Annotated in this window: 18 protein-coding genes; 9 read left to right on the plus strand and 9 right to left on the minus strand. The window is 65.4% G+C overall.

The genetic code is table 11. The features are described from left to right. The first annotated feature begins 29 nt into the window (after positions 1-29). Positions 30-1,397, plus strand: coding sequence for a bifunctional UDP-N-acetylglucosamine diphosphorylase/glucosamine-1-phosphate N-acetyltransferase GlmU (gene glmU, locus ASE49_RS07215; RefSeq protein ID WP_056769854.1), 1,368 nt, complete (start codon positions 30-32; stop codon positions 1,395-1,397). 62 nt (positions 1,398-1,459) lie between these two features. On the opposite strand, the gene ASE49_RS07220 is transcribed toward glmU, so the two are convergent. Further along, positions 1,460-2,185: a tetratricopeptide repeat protein gene (locus ASE49_RS07220; protein WP_056769857.1), complete on the minus strand. Its 726-nt coding sequence runs from the start codon at positions 2,183-2,185 to the stop codon at positions 1,460-1,462. 387 nt (positions 2,186-2,572) lie between these two features. On the opposite strand from ASE49_RS07220, the gene glmS reads away from it, so the two are divergent. Continuing rightward, positions 2,573-4,396 carry a glutamine--fructose-6-phosphate transaminase (isomerizing) gene (gene glmS / locus ASE49_RS07225; protein ID WP_056769864.1) on the plus strand — a complete coding sequence of 608 codons (1,824 nt, stop codon included), beginning with the start codon at positions 2,573-2,575 and terminating at the stop codon, positions 4,394-4,396. A 405-nt stretch (positions 4,397-4,801) separates the two neighbouring features. On the opposite strand, the gene purQ is transcribed toward glmS, so the two are convergent. From purQ to ASE49_RS07255, 6 genes are all read right to left on the minus strand, one after another. Then, the gene (gene purQ, locus ASE49_RS07230) at positions 4,802-5,479 is read right to left on the minus strand and encodes a phosphoribosylformylglycinamidine synthase subunit PurQ (RefSeq protein ID WP_056769865.1); all 678 of its coding nucleotides are present in this window, start codon (positions 5,477-5,479) and stop codon (positions 4,802-4,804) included. Continuing rightward, complete coding sequence (purS, locus tag ASE49_RS07235) at positions 5,479-5,715, minus strand: phosphoribosylformylglycinamidine synthase subunit PurS (protein ID WP_056769866.1); 237 nt, start codon at positions 5,713-5,715, stop codon at positions 5,479-5,481. Before purS ends, purQ begins: the two co-directional genes overlap by 1 nt. An 82-nt stretch (positions 5,716-5,797) precedes the next feature. Continuing rightward, on the minus strand, positions 5,798-6,172 hold the full coding sequence (locus tag ASE49_RS07240) for a DUF2794 domain-containing protein (protein ID WP_056769867.1): 375 nt from the start codon (positions 6,170-6,172) through the stop codon (positions 5,798-5,800). Positions 6,173-6,177: 5 nt separating this feature from the next. Beyond that, positions 6,178-6,894: a serine O-acetyltransferase EpsC gene (gene epsC / locus ASE49_RS07245; RefSeq protein ID WP_056769868.1), complete on the minus strand. Its 717-nt coding sequence runs from the start codon at positions 6,892-6,894 to the stop codon at positions 6,178-6,180. Positions 6,895-6,950: 56 nt separating this feature from the next. Next, positions 6,951-7,595 carry a hypothetical protein gene (locus ASE49_RS07250; protein WP_056769870.1) on the minus strand — a complete coding sequence of 215 codons (645 nt, stop codon included), beginning with the start codon at positions 7,593-7,595 and terminating at the stop codon, positions 6,951-6,953. A 16-nt stretch (positions 7,596-7,611) separates the two neighbouring features. Then, a complete protein-coding gene (locus tag ASE49_RS07255) occupies positions 7,612-8,889 on the minus strand; it encodes a hypothetical protein (protein WP_056769873.1) in 1,278 nt (425 codons plus the stop codon). 69 nt (positions 8,890-8,958) lie between these two features. Between ASE49_RS07255 and purM the strand changes: the two genes are divergently transcribed. Both purM and purN read left to right on the plus strand, forming a co-directional pair. After that, entirely contained in the window at positions 8,959-10,062 is a 1,104-nt protein-coding gene (purM, locus tag ASE49_RS07260) for a phosphoribosylformylglycinamidine cyclo-ligase (RefSeq protein ID WP_056769875.1), read from the plus strand. Next, on the plus strand, positions 10,055-11,038 hold the full coding sequence (gene purN, locus ASE49_RS07265; protein WP_268778245.1) for a phosphoribosylglycinamide formyltransferase: 984 nt from the start codon (positions 10,055-10,057) through the stop codon (positions 11,036-11,038). The genes purM and purN overlap by 8 nt, the downstream gene beginning before the upstream one ends. A 21-nt stretch (positions 11,039-11,059) precedes the next feature. On the opposite strand, the gene pgi is transcribed toward purN, so the two are convergent. Then, a complete protein-coding gene (gene pgi, locus ASE49_RS07270; protein ID WP_056769876.1) occupies positions 11,060-12,580 on the minus strand; it encodes a glucose-6-phosphate isomerase in 1,521 nt (506 codons plus the stop codon). A gap of 150 nt (positions 12,581-12,730) precedes the next feature. Here pgi and lepB point away from each other — a divergent pair, with 150 nt between their 5' ends. From lepB to ASE49_RS07290, 4 genes are read left to right on the plus strand one after another with little or no spacing between them, the layout of a single operon-like run. Then, on the plus strand, positions 12,731-13,582 hold the full coding sequence (gene lepB, locus ASE49_RS07275) for a signal peptidase I (protein WP_056769879.1): 852 nt from the start codon (positions 12,731-12,733) through the stop codon (positions 13,580-13,582). Continuing rightward, on the plus strand, positions 13,583-14,251 hold the full coding sequence (gene rnc, locus ASE49_RS07280; protein WP_056769881.1) for a ribonuclease III: 669 nt from the start codon (positions 13,583-13,585) through the stop codon (positions 14,249-14,251). Continuing rightward, entirely contained in the window at positions 14,248-15,141 is an 894-nt protein-coding gene (era, locus tag ASE49_RS07285) for a GTPase Era (protein ID WP_056769884.1), read from the plus strand. The genes rnc and era overlap by 4 nt, the downstream gene beginning before the upstream one ends. Next, entirely contained in the window at positions 15,141-16,178 is a 1,038-nt protein-coding gene (locus tag ASE49_RS07290; RefSeq protein WP_082456352.1) for an SGNH/GDSL hydrolase family protein, read from the plus strand. The genes era and ASE49_RS07290 overlap by 1 nt, the downstream gene beginning before the upstream one ends. Positions 16,179-16,222: 44 nt before the next feature. On the opposite strand, the gene ASE49_RS07295 is transcribed toward ASE49_RS07290, so the two are convergent. Further along, positions 16,223-18,049 carry a M2 family metallopeptidase gene (locus tag ASE49_RS07295; protein WP_056769888.1) on the minus strand — a complete coding sequence of 609 codons (1,827 nt, stop codon included), beginning with the start codon at positions 18,047-18,049 and terminating at the stop codon, positions 16,223-16,225. 222 nt (positions 18,050-18,271) lie between these two features. Between ASE49_RS07295 and ASE49_RS07300 the strand changes: the two genes are divergently transcribed. Continuing rightward, complete coding sequence (locus tag ASE49_RS07300) at positions 18,272-19,060, plus strand: hypothetical protein (RefSeq protein ID WP_056769891.1); 789 nt, start codon at positions 18,272-18,274, stop codon at positions 19,058-19,060.

The raw sequence follows: 19,060 nt of genomic DNA on the forward strand, positions 1-19,060 counted from the left end.
CCGCAACACTTTGCTGGCAGGACAACGCCATGACATTGACCGGCTCCCCCCTCGCCACCGTGATCCTCGCCGCCGGCAAGGGCACGCGCATGAAAAGCGACCTGCACAAGGTGCTGCACCCCATCGCCGGTCGCCCGATGCTGGAACATCTGCTGGCCAGCGCCGCGCAACTGGCCCCGCAGCGGCAGGTGGTGGTCGCCGGGCACGGGCGCGAGCAGTTGGAAAAGGCACTGGGCCCGCGCGCCACGATCGCCGTGCAGGACCCCCAGCTTGGCACCGGGCACGCCGTGCAGCAGGCCCAGGGCGCACTGGCAGGGTTCGATGGCGATGTGCTCATCCTGTATGGCGACGTGCCGTTCGTGCGGCCCGAAACGATGCGCGCCATGATCGAGCGGCTGCATGCGCCCGATGCCCCGGCGGTGGTCGTGCTCGGCTTTCAGCCTGCCGAGCCGCTGCAATACGGCCGCGTCCTGGCGCATGACGACGGGCGGATCGCGATGATGGTCGAATATAAGGACGCTACCGAGGAACAGCGCGCCTGCCGCTTGTGCAATTCCGGCCTGATGGCGGTAAAATCGGCGGACCTGTTCGACCTGCTGGGCAAAGTAGGCAACGAAAACGCGCAAGGCGAATACTACCTGGTGGACATCGTCAACATCGCCACGCTGGAAGGGCGCGCCTGCGCGGTCATCGTGACCGACGATGCGGACGAGGTTGGCGGCATCAACAGCCGGGGCGAACTGGCAGAAGCCGAAGGCCGTTGGCAGGCGCGCCGCCGCATCGCCGCAATGGCCGAAGGCGCCACGCTGATCGCGCCAGAGACCGTGTTTTTCGCCTGGGATACGCAACTGGGCGGCGACGTGACGATCGAGCCCAACGTGGTGTTCGGCCCCGGTGTCACCGTGGCGGACAGCGTGGTGATCCATGCCTTCTCGCACCTGGAAGGCGCAACGCTGGAGAGCGGCGTCTCGGTCGGGCCGTTCGCGCGGTTGCGGCCCGGCGCGGTGCTCAAGGCCAATTCGAAGGTTGGCAACTTCGTCGAGATCAAGAACGCAGTCCTGGGCGAAGGCGCAAAGTCCAGCCACCTGACGTATCTGGGCGATGCCGAAGTGGGCGCTGGCGCGAACATCGGTGCGGGCACCATCACCTGCAATTACGATGGGTATTTCAAGCACCAGACGGTAATCGGCCCACGCGCCTTCATCGGTTCCAACAGCGCGCTTGTGGCCCCCGTAAAAATCGGCGCGGATGCGATCGTGGCGGCGGGCAGCACGGTCACGCGCGATGTCGCCGATGGCGAACTGCGGCTGGTGCGCGGCGAACAGCTGGTCAAGCCCGGCTGGGCCGACCGCTTCCACGATGCGATGAAGAAAAAGAAAGCCGAAAAAGCCGGCTGAGTCGGTAGCGCAGGCGGATGTTCGGGCGCGGTCGGTATCCAAACCGCTCCGCCCCTTTTGCGTTAAGACCCGATCGCTTCCCGGCGCGCGATATTACCCAGTTCCGCGCGGGCGATCTCGCTGGCAGGGTCGTATTGCAGGGACTGGTTCAGTAGCTTGGCGGCCTCGTCGTACTGCCCCATCTGGCCTTTGGTGAAGCCCATGCCACGCAGCGCCCGCGCCGCCACTTTGGCGTCCGGTCCGGTGGGGGACTTGTCGACGATCGACCAGGCATGCGCGAACTCGGCATAGCTTTCCGCCCAGGCGCGGCGCGCCTTGAACAGCTCGGCGTACTCGTTGGCGAAGTGGGCATTGCCCGGTGCCATGCGCGTTGCCGCCCGCAATTCAGCTTCGGCAAGATCGCCCCGGCCCATATCGATGAGCGCATACCCTTTGCCGAAATGCGCATCGCATACCGCCGGATCAAGAAGCGCCGCGCCTGCGCCCGTTTGCGCGCACAGCCGTGGCCGCGCATCGCCGGCCAGCTGCCGGTCGGCATCCGCAATCACCTTGTCGAACAGCTTCACCGCGCGCGCCTGCTGGCCCTGCCGGATCAGGTCAAAGCCCTGATCGACCTGCGACTTCGCATCGAGCCTGGACACCGGCGTTGCGCTGTTGTCGAACGCACCGACCACCAGCGCGGCAGGCGGGATAATATGGGCAGTACCGTCAGTCCGGGCATGCGCGGCGCCGGCCACGCACATCGCCAGGATTCCGGCCAGTCCACCAAACGCAACTTGGGCGCGCATCGGTCAATTTCCTCTCCCAAAACACCGATGCTGCGTCGGTCTGTGCCTGGCTGCATAATCGAGCCATCGTCAGTCGGTGTTTGTTGAAAGGTCAGAATATCCGGTAATGGTGATTTGGCAAGTCATCCCCACCAAACTGCCAAGCGCTTCATGCCTTGCGCCGAATGACAGCGATGTAATGTGGGGGAAAGAGCCCGTTCATCGCCACCAGGGCATAGCGAAAATCATGATCGCCCCAACCCTGAAACCTCCGCGCGGCTCCGCCCCTTGATCATCGTCGGCGCGCACGTACATGGGCGCGATAAGTCTTACACGAAATCCCAACGTTTTGCCGGCAAGCATCCCGGCGTCCTGATCCAAACTCTCTCCAGCTAAGGCATACCTACTATGTGTGGCATTATCGGCATCGTCGGCAAACAGGACGTGGCGGAGCGGCTGGTCGACGGACTGCGTCGCATGGAATATCGCGGCTATGACAGTGCCGGCGTCTGCACCCTGCATGACGGCCAGCTGGTGCGCCGCCGTGCCGAGGGCAAGCTGTTCAATCTGGTCAAGGAACTGGCGCACAACCCTGCGCCGGGACTGACCGGCATCGCCCACACCCGCTGGGCCACGCACGGCGCGCCCACCGCTGCCAATGCCCATCCCCATGCCACCGGCGAACTGGCGCTGGTGCACAACGGCATCATCGAGAATTTCAAGCCTTTGCGCGAAGCCTTGGAATCGCGCGGCCGCACGTTCGAGAGCCAGACCGACACCGAAGTGGTGGCGCATCTGGTGTCCGAGCAGGTGGAGGCCGGCGCCACGCCACAAGAGGCCGTGCGCGCCGTGCTGCCGCAATTGCGCGGGGCCTTTGCGCTGGCGATCGCCTTCCGCCGCTTTCCCGACATGCTGATCGGCGCCCGCCTCGGCTCGCCGCTGGTCGTGGGTTACGGCGATGGCGAGACCTACCTTGGGTCGGACGCGCTGGCGCTTGCCCCGCTGACCCAGCGCATCACCTATCTGGACGAGGGCGACTGGGTGGTCATCACCCGTGACGGTGCGACGATCTACGATGCGGACAACAACCTGGTCGAGCGGGAAATCGTGGCATCGGGCGCATCGGCGGTCGCGATCGAGAAAGGCAATTACCGCCACTTCATGCAAAAGGAGATCTACGAGCAGCCCACCGTCGTCGCCCAGACGCTGCGCTCGTATCTGCGGCAGGTCGACCAGTCGGTGGCCCTGCCCCAGATCGACTTCGATCTGTCCACCATCAGCCGCATCACCATCGTGGCTTGCGGCACCAGCTATTATGCCGGCATGGTCGCCAAATACTGGATCGAGACTTTTGCCCGCCTGCCGGTGGACATCGATGTGGCGAGTGAATTCCGCTACCGCGATCCGGTGCTGGAAAAAGGCGGGCTGGCGCTGTTCATCTCGCAATCGGGCGAGACTGCCGACACCCTGGCCGCGCTGCGCCACTGCAAGGCAGCGGGGCAGACCATCGCCGTCGTCGTCAACGTTCCCACCAGCACGATGGCGCGGGAAGCCGACCTGCTGCTGCCCACGCATGCCGGGCCAGAGATTGGCGTCGCCTCCACCAAAGCGTTCACCTGCCAGTTGGCGGTACTGGCAGCGCTGTCAGCCCACCTTGCCGTGAAGCGTGGCCGCATGGACCGTGCCGAGGAAATGGACATCGTGGACCAGTTGCTGCAGACGCCCGCCAGCCTCAACGCCGCGCTCGATCACGACGAGGAGATCGCCGCCATGGCGCACCTCATCACGCCTGCGCGCGATGTCTTGTATCTGGGCCGTGGCCCGGATTACCCGCTGGCGCTGGAAGGTGCGCTCAAGCTCAAGGAAATCAGCTACATCCACGCCGAAGGCTATGCCTCGGGCGAAATGAAGCACGGCCCGATCGCGTTGATCGACGAATCGGTGCCGGTGATCGTGCTTGCCCCGTCAGGTCCGCTGTTCGAAAAGACGGTGAGCAACATGCAGGAGGTGCGCGCCCGAGGTGGCAAGGTCGTGCTCATCTCGGACGCTGCAGGTATCGCCGAAGCGGGCGAGGGTTGCATCGCCACCATCGAAATGCCGCGCGTTCACCCGCTGATCGCGCCACTGGTCTATGCGGTTCCTGTGCAGTTGCTGGCCTACCACGTCGCCTGCGCCAAGGGCACTGACGTCGACCAGCCGCGCAATCTGGCAAAGAGCGTTACAGTGGAATAACGCCTGAGACCGGGTGCCCCGCCAGAATAGCATCGAATGCTATTCGAACGGCCACCCGGTGCGAATGGGAGCACTGGCCGACGGCTCCTGCCGATGGCCGGCAAGCCATGCGGCGCGCGCTTGCGAATTGCGATAGGGGTTGGCCGATGCGGGCAGTCCAGCGCGCGCAGCTTTCACACCCCACAGATGAGCCTGCTGGTCGGTGATCACGAAAATCTCGCAAAATACGTATGTTTGCGAGGTTAATGCCGAAACGGCGAGGTGGTGCGTGGCCTATCGGCGAGTAGAGCAAGGATCGCGACGAACCGCAGAAAACTGTTATATTTTCGTAATCGAGACAGTCAGAGACTGCGATCAGCCACTATCTGATTGGTTAATTGCAGACCTGACGTCGCCTGCGGGTGGTCAGGCGTCCACCAGCCCGCGGATGGCGCTTTCGAACAGGCCCCGGCCGTCCGTGCCACCGTGCGTGTTTTCGATCGCGCGCTCGGGGTGGGGCATCATGCCCAGCACATTGCCCGCGTCGTTGAGCAGCCCTGCAATAGACCGCGCTGATCCGTTGACCGGTTCAGCATACCGAAACGCAACCCGACCCTCGCCCTCAAGCCGGTCCAGCGTGGCCTCGTCGGCGAAGTAATTGCCATCGTGATGGGCGACTGGCACGCGGATCACCTGCCCCGCCTCGTAAGCGCAGGTGAATAGCGACTGCGCGTTCTCAACCTTCAGGGCCACTTCCCGGCACACGAAGTTCAACCCGGCATTGCGCAGCAGCGCGCCGGGCAGGAGGCCGCTTTCGGTCAGCACCTGAAACCCGTTGCACACGCCCAGCACCGGCACGCCGCGATGGGCTGCCGCGATCACCGCCTGCATGATGGGGGAACGCGATGCGATAGCCCCGCAGCGCAGGTAATCGCCATAGGAAAAGCCGCCGGGCACGGCGATGAAGTCCAGTCCCTCGGGAAGCGCTGTATCCCCATGCCACACGCGGTGCGGCGCGGTGCCCGATACTGTCTCCAGCGCCACCGCCATGTCGCGGTCGCAGTTCGAGCCCGGAAAGGTGATGACGGCGGAGGTAAAGGCCATCAGGCGGCCACCTTCTCAATACGGTAGTTTTCGATCACCATGTTGGCGAGCAGCTTGCGGCACATATCGTCCAGCGCGGCGTCGGTGACGGTGTTCGCCACGTCAAGCTCGAACAGGCGCCCTGCCCGCACGTCGTTGACGCCGGCAAAGCCCAGCCCTTCGAGCGAATGGTGGATCGCCCTACCTTGCGGATCGAGGACGCCGGGCTTGAGGCTGACGTGGACGCGGACTTTCATCGGGCGGGCCTTTCGCTATCGGCGAGCGGATTCGTTGCCCCGCGCCTATGGCGTCTGTCACCGTGCGGGGCAAGTCGCACGCTCAGTCTTCCACCACCTTCATCAGCTTGCGCTCCAGCGGACTGAGGACGTTGGACAAGTCATGCCCGCGCCGCAGCACCTGACCGACCTCGCCGAACAGCGTCCACATGCCCTGCTTGCCGCGCAGCGCGGGACGCTTTTCAATGCGGGCCTGTGGCCGTTCGGCAGCGCGGCGAAATGCGCAGAAACTGGCAGCATCGCGCGCGAAATCCATCGCATAATCCCGCCACAGGCCAGCGGCGACCATCCGGCCATACAAATCCAGGATGCGCTGCAGTTCCAGCCGGTCGAACCCGACCTGCTGCGGCTTCGTACCACCGGGAAAGGCAATGACACTGCCGCCCTGCACCACGCTGCCGTGCGACCCGCCCGCCATGCGGCTCAAAGACCCTTGACGACCGGTTCGCTATCCCGAACCGGCTGATCGAGTTGGGCCCTGAGCGCAGCGATCTCCGCCCGCAGCAGCGCCACTTCGTCCTCAAGCTGGTCGAACCGCTGCACGCCCTTGGCAGCGCCGCCCGGCTCGCACGGCTCTTGGCAGGGCGTGCCGTATGGCATGAATTCGCGGGCCCAGGTTTCCGCCTTCACCAGCGTGGAGCGGGCTTTGACGCCGATCATCGTGGCACCTTCGGGCACATCTTCCGTAACGACGGCGCTGGCACCGATCCGCGCCCGTCGCCCTACGGTGACAGGGCCGATGATCTGCGCGCCGGAGCCGACGATCACGTTGTCCAGCAAAGTGGGATGGCGTTTGCCGCCCACGCCGTTGGTAGGGTTCGATCCGCCCAGCGTCACACACTGATAGATCGTCACATTGTCACCGATGTCCGCAGTTTCGCCGATGACGCTGAAGCCGTGGTCGATAAACAAGTTCCGGCCGATCGTTGCGCCGGGGTGGATGTCTATGCCGGTCAGGAAGCGGGACAAGTGATTGACCATCCGCGCGAGCAGGAACAGGTCGGCGCGGAACAGGGCGTGGGCAAGGCGATGCCAAAACACCGCCCACACGCCGGGGTAAAGCAGGACCTCCCAGCGCGAGCGCGGCGCGGGATCGCGTGCGACGATGGAGTCCAAATAGCGGACAAGATTACCCAGCATGCGGTGAACTTTCCATCAATCGCGCAATTTTGCAACTGTCATGCGTCACTACGCCTTCACGATAATGTCCCGGACCCGGGTTTTGTTTCATCCAGGGCATCACGCAATATACTCAAGGTAGGCGCGGATTTCCGCTCAAGACTGAGACGGTCGATCGCGGCGACCAGATTTTCCACGCCCACATGGCTACGCTCGCACCGTCCCGCAAGGTATCGCTGGGCCGAAGGATCGAGCGCCAGCGCGCGCATCTGGGCGTGCACCTCGATCAGGTCCGCCAGCATCTCGTCGTCAGGCGCGCCGATGGTGAGCGGCAATGCCGCCCCCAGCCGCGACGCCAGATCGGGCAACGCCACGTGCCAATGCGCCGCATCGTCCGTCGCTTCCGCACCGGCCGCGCCGAACGGACGATCGCTGACGATCAGCAGCGCACGGCCGGTTTCCTGCGCCCGGTTCCAGCGGTGGAACAGCTCGTCCTCTGGCAAGTGCCACGCATCGTCGATCGTATCGCCAGCGCCCGTCTCGACGAACCAGCGCGCCAGCAGTGACTTGCCCGACCGGGCGGGGCCGGACAGGATCGCGGTGTGAAACGGCCACCGGTCAGGCTCCAGCAACGCGTCGATCGCGGCGGCATTGGCATTGCCCACCACGATGCGCGGCGCCTGGTCGCTCGCCGGGGACAGCGGAAGGGCGATCTGCCGCATCGCTATAAAAGGACGGTTAGCGGCTGATGCGCAGCGACGCGCCGCCGCCGGTAACTTTCCAGCCCTGCGCGCGCAACGTCGCCGCAATCCGCTCCGCCCCGCCGACAGCGGTAACGCGCATGACCGATGTGCCGCCGATCGCCAGGCTGACCGTGGCCGCGCCCTGCACGCCCGGCACGCCGCGCACCGCAGCCATGGCTGCGTCTACCGCCGCCGCATCGGGCGTGGCGAACTGCACCGACACCGCTTCCGAAGGCACGCCGGTTACATCCTCGGCGCGGATCGTCGGCGCCGCCTCGGGCGCGATGGCCCCCGGATTGTCGCCCGGCTTGGGCATCAGCTTTTCGCGCAGTTCGGCAAACGCGCGGTCCAGCGCTTCGCCGCCCGCGTTGATCGTGGGATCGGGGCGCAACTGGCCTTGCGCCAGCGCATCGCGATACAGCCCGTCGATCCGCACCACCGCCTGGTCCATCATGCGCGGCAGGTCCTGCTCGCCGGCAGCGTCCATCGTGAAGCTGCCAAGGAACGTATCGTCCGGGCCGTAGCGCGCGGTGAAGGTGCCTTTGATGGGGCCGCCGGGCCATTGCCGCTCAAGCCGGGCGACAGGGATCACCACGTCCGATGCGTTGAACTGGCCCAGCACCGTGCGCCACCACAAGCGACTGCGGCGCGTGGCCTGCCCGGCGTTGAGGATCAGCGATTCGCCGCCCGATCCGGTGGGCCGCACGTAATCGACCGGGCTGGCGGATGCCTGAAACTCCGCCCAGGCACGCTGCCACGGCCCGCGCACTTCGAAAACCTGCCGCACCCCGCCCGATTGCAGTACCGGGATCAGCAGCAGCGGCGCCGAACGTGGGCCGGTGCCGGCACCTGCACCCACGTATTGCCCGGCTTTTGCCTTGTCGAAGATAACGCCCAGCGTCGCAATATAGCGTTTCGGGCCGACCTGTTCGTGGCCGATCACCACCGAAGTGACCATGGCATCGATCGATTCGATCGGCATATCCGGCCCGCCGACCTTCTTCCACGCTTCCTTTTCGGCCTGTTTCCAGCCTTCGAGGCGGGCGTCCGCCCCGGTCTTCGCCGTTACGTCAACAGTGATGCCGTTGACCTGGATGTCCTGAGAATTGGCCAGCGGGGCGATGCCGCGGTCGCCTTCCACCTGCGCATAAAGCTGCACCGCGCCGATCGCGCCGACCGCCAGCACAGCTGCGCCCCCCCACCACAGAGCAGCCTTTCCGGCCGGGCCCATGCGGGCGAGCCGCGGGATTTTCGGGGAGATTGTGAACGCCATTGGTGAAACCGCCGGCCTTTTGCCCAAACGGGAATGGAAATCCAAGCCACAAAGCGCTAGGCGCGCGCAATGTCCGACGATAACTCCGCGAAAAGCTATAGCTACGAGCAGGCAGGCGTATCCATCGCCGCCGGAAACGCGCTGGTGAAAGCCATCGCCCCGCTTGCCCGGTCCACCGCCCGCCCCGGCGCCGATGCGGAGCTTGGCGGCTTCGGCGGCTTCTTCGATCCGCGCGCAGCCGGGTACAAAGACCCCCTGTTGGTTGCCGCCAACGATGGCGTGGGCACCAAGGTCAAGCTCGCGATCGATCATGACCGCCACGACCAGATCGGCATCGACCTGGTGGCGATGTGCGTGAACGACCTGATCGTCCAGGGCGCCGAGCCGCTGTTCTTTCTTGACTACTTCGCCACCGGCAAACTGGAAAACGGCGTTGCCGAGCGCGTGGTCGCCAGCATCGCCGACGGTTGCCGGATGTCGGGCTGCGCGCTGATCGGCGGCGAAACCGCCGAGATGCCGGGCATGTATGCCGCCGGCGACTATGACCTTGCCGGCTTCTGCGTCGGCGCGGTGGAGCGCGGCGAGCAACTCACCGGCGACAAAGTGGCGGCGGGTGACGTGCTGCTGGGCCTGGCGTCCTCGGGTGTGCATTCCAACGGCTACTCGCTGGTGCGCCGACTGGCGGCGGACAAGGGCTGGAAGCTGGACCGCCCGGCCCTGTTCGATGCGGACGTGCTGCTGATCGACGCGCTGATGGCGCCCACGCGCATCTATGTAAAAAGCCTGCTGCCGTTCATCCGTGCCGGGCGCATCCATGCGCTGGCGCACATCACCGGCGGCGGCCTGCTGGAAAACGTGCCCCGCGTTTTGCCCAAGGGCCTGCACGCCCGGATCGACGCCGACGCGTGGCCGCAGCCGCGTCTGATGGCGTTCCTGCAGGCACAGGGCCAGATCGAGCCGGCCGAGATGGCGCGCACCTTCAACTGCGGCATCGGCATGGTGCTGGCCGTGGCGCCCGGCGAAGCCGCCGCACTGACCGCTGAGCTTGAGGCGGCGGGCGAAACGGTGTTCACCATCGGCACCATCGAGGCGGGCGACAAGGGCTGCACCGTTTACGGGTCGGACGAGGCATGGTCCGCCCGCGCACCCTGGGAAGCGGTTCACATTGGCTGACGCGGTGGTGAACGCGGCGGACGGGCAAGCGCGGGCGAAAGTCGCCGTGCTCGTCTCGGGCAGCGGCACTAACATGGCCGCGCTGCTCTACGCCAGCCGTCTGGCGGACTGCCCTTACGAAATCGTGCTGGTCGCCGCCAACGATCCTGACGCCAAAGGCCTGGCGCTTGCCCGGGCCGAAGGCGTGGCGACGTTTGCACTCAGCCACAAGGGCATGGCCCGCGCCGATCACGATGCCGCGATGGACGCCGCGATCCGCGCCAGCGGCGCGCAATGGGTGGCGCTGGCCGGGTACATGCGCATCCTGACCCCCGGCTTCGTGGCCGGGTGGGAGGGCCGGATGGTCAACATCCACCCCTCGCTGCTGCCCAGATATACCGGCCTGCACACGCACGAGCGCGCGATCGCGGCGGGCGATAGCCACGGCGGGGTCAGCGTTCATCTGGTCACCGCAGAGCTGGACGACGGGCCGGTGCTTGGCCAGATCCCGGTTGCGATCCTGCCCGGCGACACTGCAGAGACGCTGGCCGCTCGGGTGCTGATCGCAGAGCATCAGCTGTATTCGCGGTGCCTGGCCGATCTCGTCACCCGCGAAACCCGGCCCGACTGGCTGCTGGGCAAAGTGCGCGAACGGGCCATGGCCCTGCCCCGCGCCGAGGAGACCATCAGCCACGGGATGGGCTGCTTCGGCATCGCCAAGGGCAAGAAGTTTGCCTACTTCAGCGCCGACCATCACGGCGATGGCCGCGTGGCGCTGCTGGTGAAGATCAGCGGGATCGACGAGCAGGCCCTGTTGATCGAGCAGGACCCACACCGCTATTTCCGCCCCGCCTATTTCGGGGATGACTGGATAGCGATCCGGCTGGATTGTGGCGTCAACGACTGGGACATGATCGCCGAGCGCATCGCACGGTCCTGGCGCGCGGTGGCGCCCAGGACGCTCACCGCGCTGATGGACGCTGCCGACGCGTTCTGAACGCGCCGGGCGGCGCGGTGATCAGGCGATCCCGGCAAGCGCCAGCAGCGCCTGCGTGGACGGATCGAACTGCACATCGCCTTGCTCTATCTGCTTGGCGATTTCCTTGCCCAGTTCCACGCCGAACTGGTCGAACGGGTTGATGCCCATCAGCACCGCATTGCAGAAGGTGCGATGTTCGTGGAACGCCAGCAGCGCGCCGAACGTGGCCGGGGTTACGTCATCGAGCAAGATTGTGGCTGACGGGCGGTCTCCCGGATAGGCGCGCGCGGCATCGTCGCTGGCCTTACCCGCCATCAGCGCCGCGCCTTGGGCGAAGCAGTTCGACAGCAGGATGCGGTGGTGCGCAGGGTCCAGGTCGTCGCCCGGCGCGATGGAGGCGATGAAGTCCACCGGCACCAGATTGGTGCCCTGGTGCAGCAGCTGAAATACCGCGTGCTGGGCATCGGTGCCGACCCCGCCCCAGGTGATCGGCGCGGTGGGTCCATCGACGGGCGAGCCGTCCACCTTCACGCTCTTGCCGTTCGATTCCATCTCCAGCTGCTGGAGATAATCGGGTAGCAGCGCCAGCCGCTCATCATAGGCGAAAACCCCGCGCGTCTGGCACCCGCGCAGGCGCGTGTAGAGCTGATCGCCGAATGCGGCGCGCAGCGGCAGGTTGGCGAGGCCGTCCGTGTCGCGAAAATGCATGTCCATCGCCGCAGCGCCGTCAAGAAATTCGGCAAAGTCCGGCCAGCCCAGCGCCATCGCGATGGGAAAGCCGATCGACGACCACAGTGAATAGCGTCCGCCCACGCTTTCGGAAAACGGCAGGATGCGCGTCTCATCCACGCCCCACTCGACCGCCTTGGCCGGCGCGGCGGTAAGCGCAACCACACGCCCGTAGGGATCGGCCACCCCGCTCTCGCGCAGCCACGTCAGCGCGCTTTCGGCGTTGGTCATCGTCTCAATCGTGGTGAAGGTCTTGGAGGCGACGGCAACCATCGTCGTGGCCGGATCGCACGCGGCGAACGCCTGCTCCAGCGCGCAGCCATCGATGTTGGACACGACATGCACGTCAACCATCGCCCCGTCGCGGGCCAGCGCGTCGATCGCGAGCGCCGGGCCCAGCGCCGAGCCGCCGATGCCGATGTGGATCAGATGCTTGACCTCGCCCATCGCGCCGCGATGAATGGCCTCGACGATGGCGGCCATGCGGTGATGGTTCTCCGCCGCGAGCATCACGCTCTCGTCCTTGCCGACACCGCGCTGTGCCATATGTTCTGCTGCGCGTCCCTCAGTGGTGTTGACGATGTCACCCGCGAACAGCGCCGCACGGCGGGCATCGAACCCCATCCCCTGCGCCAGTTCGCCGAACGCGGCCACATGGGCTGCATCCAGGTGCGTCTTCGACCAGTCGAACAGGATGCCGCTCGAACTTTCCTCGTCTCCCAGATCGAAGCGCGTGGCGAAGATATCAAGCCGGGCGGGATCGGCCTCGAACAGCTGCGTCAACGACGGCGTTTTCAGCGCCTTCAGCTTGGACCAGACCGCTTCGCTCATACCATTCGTCTCCACATCGGCATCGGCGGGCCTTATGCGTTGTGCAGGTGCGAAAACTCAAGGCCAGAGTTGCGTATTTGTGGCCAGATGTGGCACGGGAAACGGGATCGCGCTTGACGAACGCGCGCGCGCAGGGCCAAGGGTTCGAGCATGAGCGACATCGATGGCGGCCCCCAGGCCCAAAGCCCGACACCCGGCAGCAAAACCCCGGCCGCGCCTGCAAAGCCGGCCAAGAAGGACGAGAGTTTCTTCTCGTTCCTGCTGTGGCTGGTGCTGGGTGTGGTGGTGCTGCGCAGCTTCATCGTATCGCCATTCAACATCCCCAGCGAATCCATGCTGCCCCGGCTGCTGACCGGCGACTATCTGTTTGCGACCAAGTGGTCCTACGGGTACTCGAAATACTCGCTGCCGTTCAGCCTGCCGCTGATTCCGGGCCGCATTTTCCCGCATCAGCCCGACCGGGGCGACGTGGTGATCTTCAAGGCGCCGCCGGGCAACGATGTCGATTACATCAAGCGGGTGATCGGCCTGCCCGGCGATCAGGTGCAGATGCGCGGCGGGCAGGTATGGCTTAACGGCAAGCCGGTGCCCAAAGTGAAAGTGCCCGATTTCATCGTGCCCGTCAGCCCCAATACTGACTGCGGTCCAGGCTTTGACAGCAAAGTGAACGGCGCGGCAGTGTGCCGCTACCCGCAGTTCCGTGAGACCCTGCCCAACGGAAAGAGCTACACCGTGCTGGACATGGGCACCACGCCGCAGGACGACACCGGCGTGTTCGTGGTGCCTGAGGGCGACCTGTTCCTGATGGGCGACAACCGCGACAATTCGATGGACAGCCGTTTTCCCGCCATCGAGGGCGGCGGCATCGGCATGGTCCCGCAGGAAAACCTGATCGGCAAGGCCGAACTCATGATGTTCTCCACCGACGGTTCGGCGCAGTGGCTCAAGCCCTGGACCTGGTTCACCGCCGCGCGCTGGAGCCGTATCGGGAGCGTGATCTGAGTGCTTGATGGCGAAACCCGCGAATTCCTGATCAAGCACGCCGGCTACGCGCCGCTCGACGAGGCGCTGTGGCAGGCGGCCCTCACCCACGGCTCCACCGGCGATAAGCGCAATTACGAGCGCCTGGAATTCCTGGGTGACCGGGTGCTGGGGCTGTCCGTGTCCGAATGGCTGTATCGCAACAGCGACGAGGCGGAAGGCCGCCTGTCGCAGCGGCTGAACGCGCTGGTCAGCCGCGCGACGTGTGCAATGATCGCCCGCGAAATCGGCCTTGGCCCGCATATGCGGCTTGGCAAGCAGGCGCGTGACGATGGCGGCGAGGATTCCGACAATATCCTGGGTGACGTGATGGAAGCGATGATCGGCGCCTGCTTCACCGAGCGCGGCTTCGATACCGCGCGCGACATGGTGCTGGGCCTGTGGGCCGATACCCTGCATGGCAAGACCGGGAAGCGCAAACATCCCAAGTCCGCGCTGCAGGAATGGACCGCGGGCAATCGCCGCCGGATGCCCGAATACAAGCTGCTGGACCGTTCCGGCCCCGATCACGCCGCGCGTTTTACCGTGGAAGTATCCGTTCACAATGTCGGTACGGCATCAGCCACCGCCAACTCGAAGCAGGATGCCGAAACCGGCGCCGCCGAGGAATTCATGAGGAAATTCGGATGACCCAACACTGCGGTCTCGTCGCCGTCATCGGCGCGCCCAATGCGGGCAAATCCACGCTGGTCAACGCGCTGGTCGGCCAGAAGGTGGCGATCACCTCGGCCAAGGCGCAGACCACCCGCGCCCGGCTGCTGGGCATTGCCATCGAGGGTGAGGCGCAGTTGATCCTGGCCGACACCCCCGGCATCTTCGAGCCGCGCCGCCGGCTGGACCGCGCGATGGTCGCCGCTGCCTGGGAAGGCGCGCAGGAAGCGGATGCGATTTTGCTGGTGGTCGATGCGGTAAAGCTGCGCCGGCATGAACTGATGCCGCTGTTCGAAACCTTGAAGAACCGCCCCGAACGCAAGGTGCTGGTGCTGAACAAGGTGGATGCCAGCGCCAAGGAAAAGCTGCTGACGCTGGCACAGGAATTTACCGGGGAAGTGGCGTTCGACGAAGTGTTCTTCGTCTCCGCCCTGACCGGCGACGGGGTGCCACAACTCAAGACGTGGCTCGCCGGGCTGATGCCGGAAGGGCCCTGGCATTATCCCGAGGATCAGGTGTCCGACGCCAGCGAGCGCCTGCTGGCCTGCGAAATCACCCGTGAACAACTGTATCGCCAGTTGCACGAGGAGCTGCCCTACGACGCTGCCGTGCGCCCCGAAAGCTACACCCCGCGCAAGGACGGCTCGGTGGAGATCCGCCAGCAGATCGTGGTGACGCGCGATGGCCAGAAAGCCATCGTGCTGGGCAAGCGCGGCGCGAAGATCAAGGCCATCGGTGAGGCTGCGCGCAAGGAACTGGCGGAGGTGCTGGGCCATCCGGTGCACTTGTTCCTCCACGTCAAGGTCGAGGAAAACTGGGCCGAGGCGCGCGACATTTACGAAGAAATCGGTCTGGACTGGCACAAGTGATGCATCTTCGCCGAATTGCCCTGCGCGTCGCCCTACCTCTGCTGGCAGGCGTCTTTGCACCGCTTGCCCACGCACAACCGGCGCAGACCGCCGAGCCGCAGCAGTCTGCCGAAAGCCTGGTGGGCATGCGCTATGTCGCCATCGGCTCGTCCTATGCCGCGGGCCCCATGCTTCCGCCCGCCAAGCCCAGCTGGCCGGCGCGCTGCGGGCAAAGCTTCAACAATTATCCCACCCTGCTGGCCGAACGGCTGGGCATGGAACTGATCGACCGCACGTGTTCAGGCGCGACGACGGAACATGTGCTGGGTCCGTGGGGCGAAGTGCCGCCGCAGATCAGCAGCGTAACGGCGGACACGCGGCTGGTCACCATCACCATCGGCGGCAACGACTTGTCCTATGTCGGCAACCTGTTCTCCGCGAATTGCGCATTCAACGCCCGCGTCATCGCCACGCCCGGCGCCAAGGCCCGCGCCTGTGGCCCGATCCGCGTGCCTGTAGAACCCGATTACGCGCGCGACGAAGCGCAGATGACAGAGATCGCCCGGCGAATCCGCTCCATGGCCCCGCAGGCGCGGATCGTATTCGTCCAGTATCCCCGCCCCCTTCCCCGCGCAGGGGCGCTGTGTGCGGCCACCCCCATCAGCGAGGCAAACGCCGCCATCGTGCGTGAAATCGGTCGCCGTCTGGTAGACATCACCAACCGCGTGGCAAAAGAGACAGGGTCGCTCGTCGTCGACATGGCCCATGCGTCCATCGATCATTCCCCGTGCGACAAAGTGCCCTGGATGATCGGCGCGCCGCAAGGATACGATGGGCGGCTGGGCCTGCAGTGGCACCTCAACAAGCTGGGCATGCAATCGACCGCCAACGCGGTGGCGGCGGCTTTGATCAAGAACGGCGTGGCCCCCATCAGTCCGCCGATCAAAGCCGAACCCGGCGTCAACCCGACGGGCCAGGAGCCTACCATGCCCGCGCCCAATGCCCCTGCGCCGGCGGATCGGGTTCCCGCCCCGGCGCGACCCACCCCGCGCATTTGACGGGTCAGCGGGGCGCACCTTTACCCACCCCGCCCCGCCTTGCGCTACCAGCCCGCCTTCTCACCCTTGTTCTGCTGGTCGAGCCAGGCCTTGAGCGGCGCGAAGTAGGCCAGCATCGGCTTGGCGCTCAGTTCGCTTGATCCGGTAAAGGTCTTGAGCGCTTCGGGCCACGGCTTGGACTGGCCCATCGCCAGCATCCGGTTCAGGTTTTCCCCCACCTTCTTGTTGCCGTAAAAGCTGCAGCGGTGCAGTGGCCCGGTCCAGCCCGCCTGCTTGCACGCCGCCTGATAGAACTGGAACTGCAGGATGCGCGCCAGGAAATACCGGGTGTAGGGCGTGTTGCCGGGAATGTGGTACTTCGCCCCCGCATCGAAGCCATCGTCGCTGCGCGGGGTTGGCGGCGTGATGCCCTGATACTGCAGCCGCATCGCGTTCCATGCCTTATTATAGTCCGCAGGCTGGATCGACCCGTCGAAGATACCCCAGCGATAGCGGTCAATCAGCAGGCCAAACGGCAGGAACGCCACTTTGTCCATCGCCTGGCGTAGCAGCAGTCCGATGTCCTTGTCTGCGCTCGGCACCCGGCCCTTGTCCAGCAGCCCGATCTGGACGAGGTACTGCGGCGTGATCGACAGCGCGATGAAATCGCCGATCGCTTCGTGGAAACCGTCGTTCGCGCCGTTTTCATACAGATACGGCTGGTTCTTGTAGGCGCGCTGGTAATAGTTGTGGCCCAGTTCGTGGTGGATCGTGACGAAATCGTCGGCGTTCACCTTGGTGCACATCTTGATGCGGATATCGTCCTTGTTATCGATATCCCAGGCCGAAGCGTGGCAGATGACTTCGCGGTCGGCGGGCTTGACGATCATCGAGCGCGTCCAGAAGGTGCCGGGCAGCGGATCGAAGCCGAGCGAGGAGTAGAACCCCTCGCCGGTCTTCACCATGTCGATCGGCGTCTTCTTCTGCGCGGTGAGCAGATCGCCGATGTCATAGCCCAGGTCTCCCGCCCCGGCTGGCGCGGCGATCGGGTAGATGTTGCCCCACTCCTGCGCCCACATATTGCCCAGCAGGTCGGCGCGGATCGGCCCGGTGCGCGGCTGCACGCCGTTGCCGTACTTCTCGTTCAGCTTGCGGCGCACATAGGTGTGCAGGGCAATGTACAGCGGCTTGGTCTCCTCCCACAAACGCTCGGTTTCGGCGGCGAACTGCTGCGGCGTCATGTCATAGCCCGAGCGCCACATCGCGCCCACGTCGGCATAGCCAAGCTCTTTCGCACCCTTGTTGGCGATGCCGACCATCTGCACGTAATCGCCCTTCATCGGCTTGCCGACGTTATCGTGCCAGCTGGTCCACATCTCGGCGAACTGGGCCGGGGTGTGGGACAAGTTGCCCATCTCCGCCTCGATGTCCGAGCCATTGATGGGCTTGCCGTCCAGCGTGCCCTTGCCTTTGCCATAGGCGGAGGCCAGCCGCGTGGTGATCGTGCTTAGCTGCGCGGCTGCGCCCGGCGTGGTGGGTGCCGGCAAGGTGATGTTCTGGCGCAGGATACCCAGCTTGCGCGCCACGTCAGGGTCGAGCCCCGGCACTTTGGCGAACCGCGCGGCCTCCACCGCATACGTCACCTGCTTTTCCGTGAGATCGCCGTTGGATTTTGCCGCCAGCGCATCGGTATCCTTGGTCAGATACGTGTAGTTCACCCAGTTGACCCGGTTATTGTCCACCGAGAACGCCGCAAGATCCTTTTCGGCCGCGGCCACGAACTGCGCGGCCCCCTTTGCCGTCTGCGGATAAGCGTCCTGCGCAAGAGCGGGCACGGCGCAGAACGATAGCCCGGCGGCAAGCGCTGCAAGCCCGGTGGAAGCGAATTTCATGACATGCACCTTCCTGAACCTTGTGTATGGGGCGTGATCCTATGCACCTTGCGCGGCAGATCAACCGGCCTTGGCAGATAGTGGTGCCCGCGCGCCAAGGTTCTCGCGGCATTGGACAAATTGCCGACTTGGGTGGATACCGGTCGGCGGGCCGTGCGCCGCAAAGCCGCGTGGACGGCCTGTCCGGCCGCGGCCGATCGGTGGCGAAACGGGGGAGGCGGCATGCAGCGCGTTGATGTGTGGACGATGGCGGGGTGGGGCCTGCTGCTGATGCCGCTGCTGACCATGTGGCACGAAATCGGTGGTCATGCGGCTGCCTGTGCGCTGCAAGGTGGCCATGTCGCCACGCTCGGCGCGTTCTACGTGCAGTGCAACAGCCTGCGGGAGCCGGGCAATATCGTGGTGGCCTGCGGGGGGGTTACCGTGAACGCAGTGTTGTCCGCCATCGCATACGCTTGCTGGCGGCGGGCACGCAGGGATACGGCGCGCGTGGTGTTATGGCTGGTCTGGGTCAGCGAGGCGTTCGTGGCCGCCGGCTATTTCCTGTTCTCGGGTGTGACCGGCTATGGCGATCTGGGCATCGGCAAGGGCGGCGCATTGTCCGGTCTGGGCCTGCACTGGCCCGTCCAGGTTGCCGAAATCGCCGTCGGTGCTGCCAGCTACATCCTGCTGGTGCGTGCCGCGATCCGGGCGTTGAACGCGATGATCGGCACCGGCCCGCAAACCCGGCGCACGCGCCGCGCGATCGCCCATGCCTATTATGCCAGCGCAGGCGCGGCGGCAGTGCTGGTGGGCCTGTTCAATCCGGTGGGCATCGTCATCACCATCATGTCCGCCGCAGCGTCGTCCTTCGGCGGTCTGGCGGGGTTCATATCCATCGGCTACGCGACGGGAGCCGTCGGTGAAGCCAGACCGATCGATATTCCGCGCAATATGGCGGTGATCGTGGCAGGCGCGCTCATGGTGCTCGCCTTCGGGTTCGTGCTTGGGCCGTCCATCCAGTTTCGCTGA

The organism is Novosphingobium sp. Leaf2 (assembly GCF_001421325.1).
GTDB lineage: Bacteria > Pseudomonadota > Alphaproteobacteria > Sphingomonadales > Sphingomonadaceae > Novosphingobium.

What these genes read in the sequence shown, in the direction of transcription:
- glmU (WP_056769854.1), top strand. Translation starts at nt 30, where the DNA reads ATGACATTGACCGGCTCCCCCCTCGCCACCGTGATCCTCGCCGCCGGC.
- ASE49_RS07220 (WP_056769857.1), bottom strand. Translation starts at nt 2,185, where the DNA reads ATGCGCGCCCAAGTTGCGTTTGGTGGACTGGCCGGAATCCTGGCGATG.
- glmS (WP_056769864.1), top strand. Translation starts at nt 2,573, where the DNA reads ATGTGTGGCATTATCGGCATCGTCGGCAAACAGGACGTGGCGGAGCGG.
- purQ (WP_056769865.1), bottom strand. Translation starts at nt 5,479, where the DNA reads ATGGCCTTTACCTCCGCCGTCATCACCTTTCCGGGCTCGAACTGCGAC.
- purS (WP_056769866.1), bottom strand. Translation starts at nt 5,715, where the DNA reads ATGAAAGTCCGCGTCCACGTCAGCCTCAAGCCCGGCGTCCTCGATCCG.
- ASE49_RS07240 (WP_056769867.1), bottom strand. Translation starts at nt 6,172, where the DNA reads ATGGCGGGCGGGTCGCACGGCAGCGTGGTGCAGGGCGGCAGTGTCATT.
- epsC (WP_056769868.1), bottom strand. Translation starts at nt 6,894, where the DNA reads ATGCTGGGTAATCTTGTCCGCTATTTGGACTCCATCGTCGCACGCGAT.
- ASE49_RS07250 (WP_056769870.1), bottom strand. Translation starts at nt 7,595, where the DNA reads ATGCGGCAGATCGCCCTTCCGCTGTCCCCGGCGAGCGACCAGGCGCCG.
- ASE49_RS07255 (WP_056769873.1), bottom strand. Translation starts at nt 8,889, where the DNA reads ATGGCGTTCACAATCTCCCCGAAAATCCCGCGGCTCGCCCGCATGGGC.
- purM (WP_056769875.1), top strand. Translation starts at nt 8,959, where the DNA reads ATGTCCGACGATAACTCCGCGAAAAGCTATAGCTACGAGCAGGCAGGC.
- pgi (WP_056769876.1), bottom strand. Translation starts at nt 12,580, where the DNA reads ATGAGCGAAGCGGTCTGGTCCAAGCTGAAGGCGCTGAAAACGCCGTCG.
- lepB (WP_056769879.1), top strand. Translation starts at nt 12,731, where the DNA reads ATGAGCGACATCGATGGCGGCCCCCAGGCCCAAAGCCCGACACCCGGC.
- era (WP_056769884.1), top strand. Translation starts at nt 14,248, where the DNA reads ATGACCCAACACTGCGGTCTCGTCGCCGTCATCGGCGCGCCCAATGCG.
- ASE49_RS07290 (WP_082456352.1), top strand. Translation starts at nt 15,141, where the DNA reads ATGCATCTTCGCCGAATTGCCCTGCGCGTCGCCCTACCTCTGCTGGCA.
- ASE49_RS07295 (WP_056769888.1), bottom strand. Translation starts at nt 18,049, where the DNA reads ATGAAATTCGCTTCCACCGGGCTTGCAGCGCTTGCCGCCGGGCTATCG.
- ASE49_RS07300 (WP_056769891.1), top strand. Translation starts at nt 18,272, where the DNA reads ATGCAGCGCGTTGATGTGTGGACGATGGCGGGGTGGGGCCTGCTGCTG.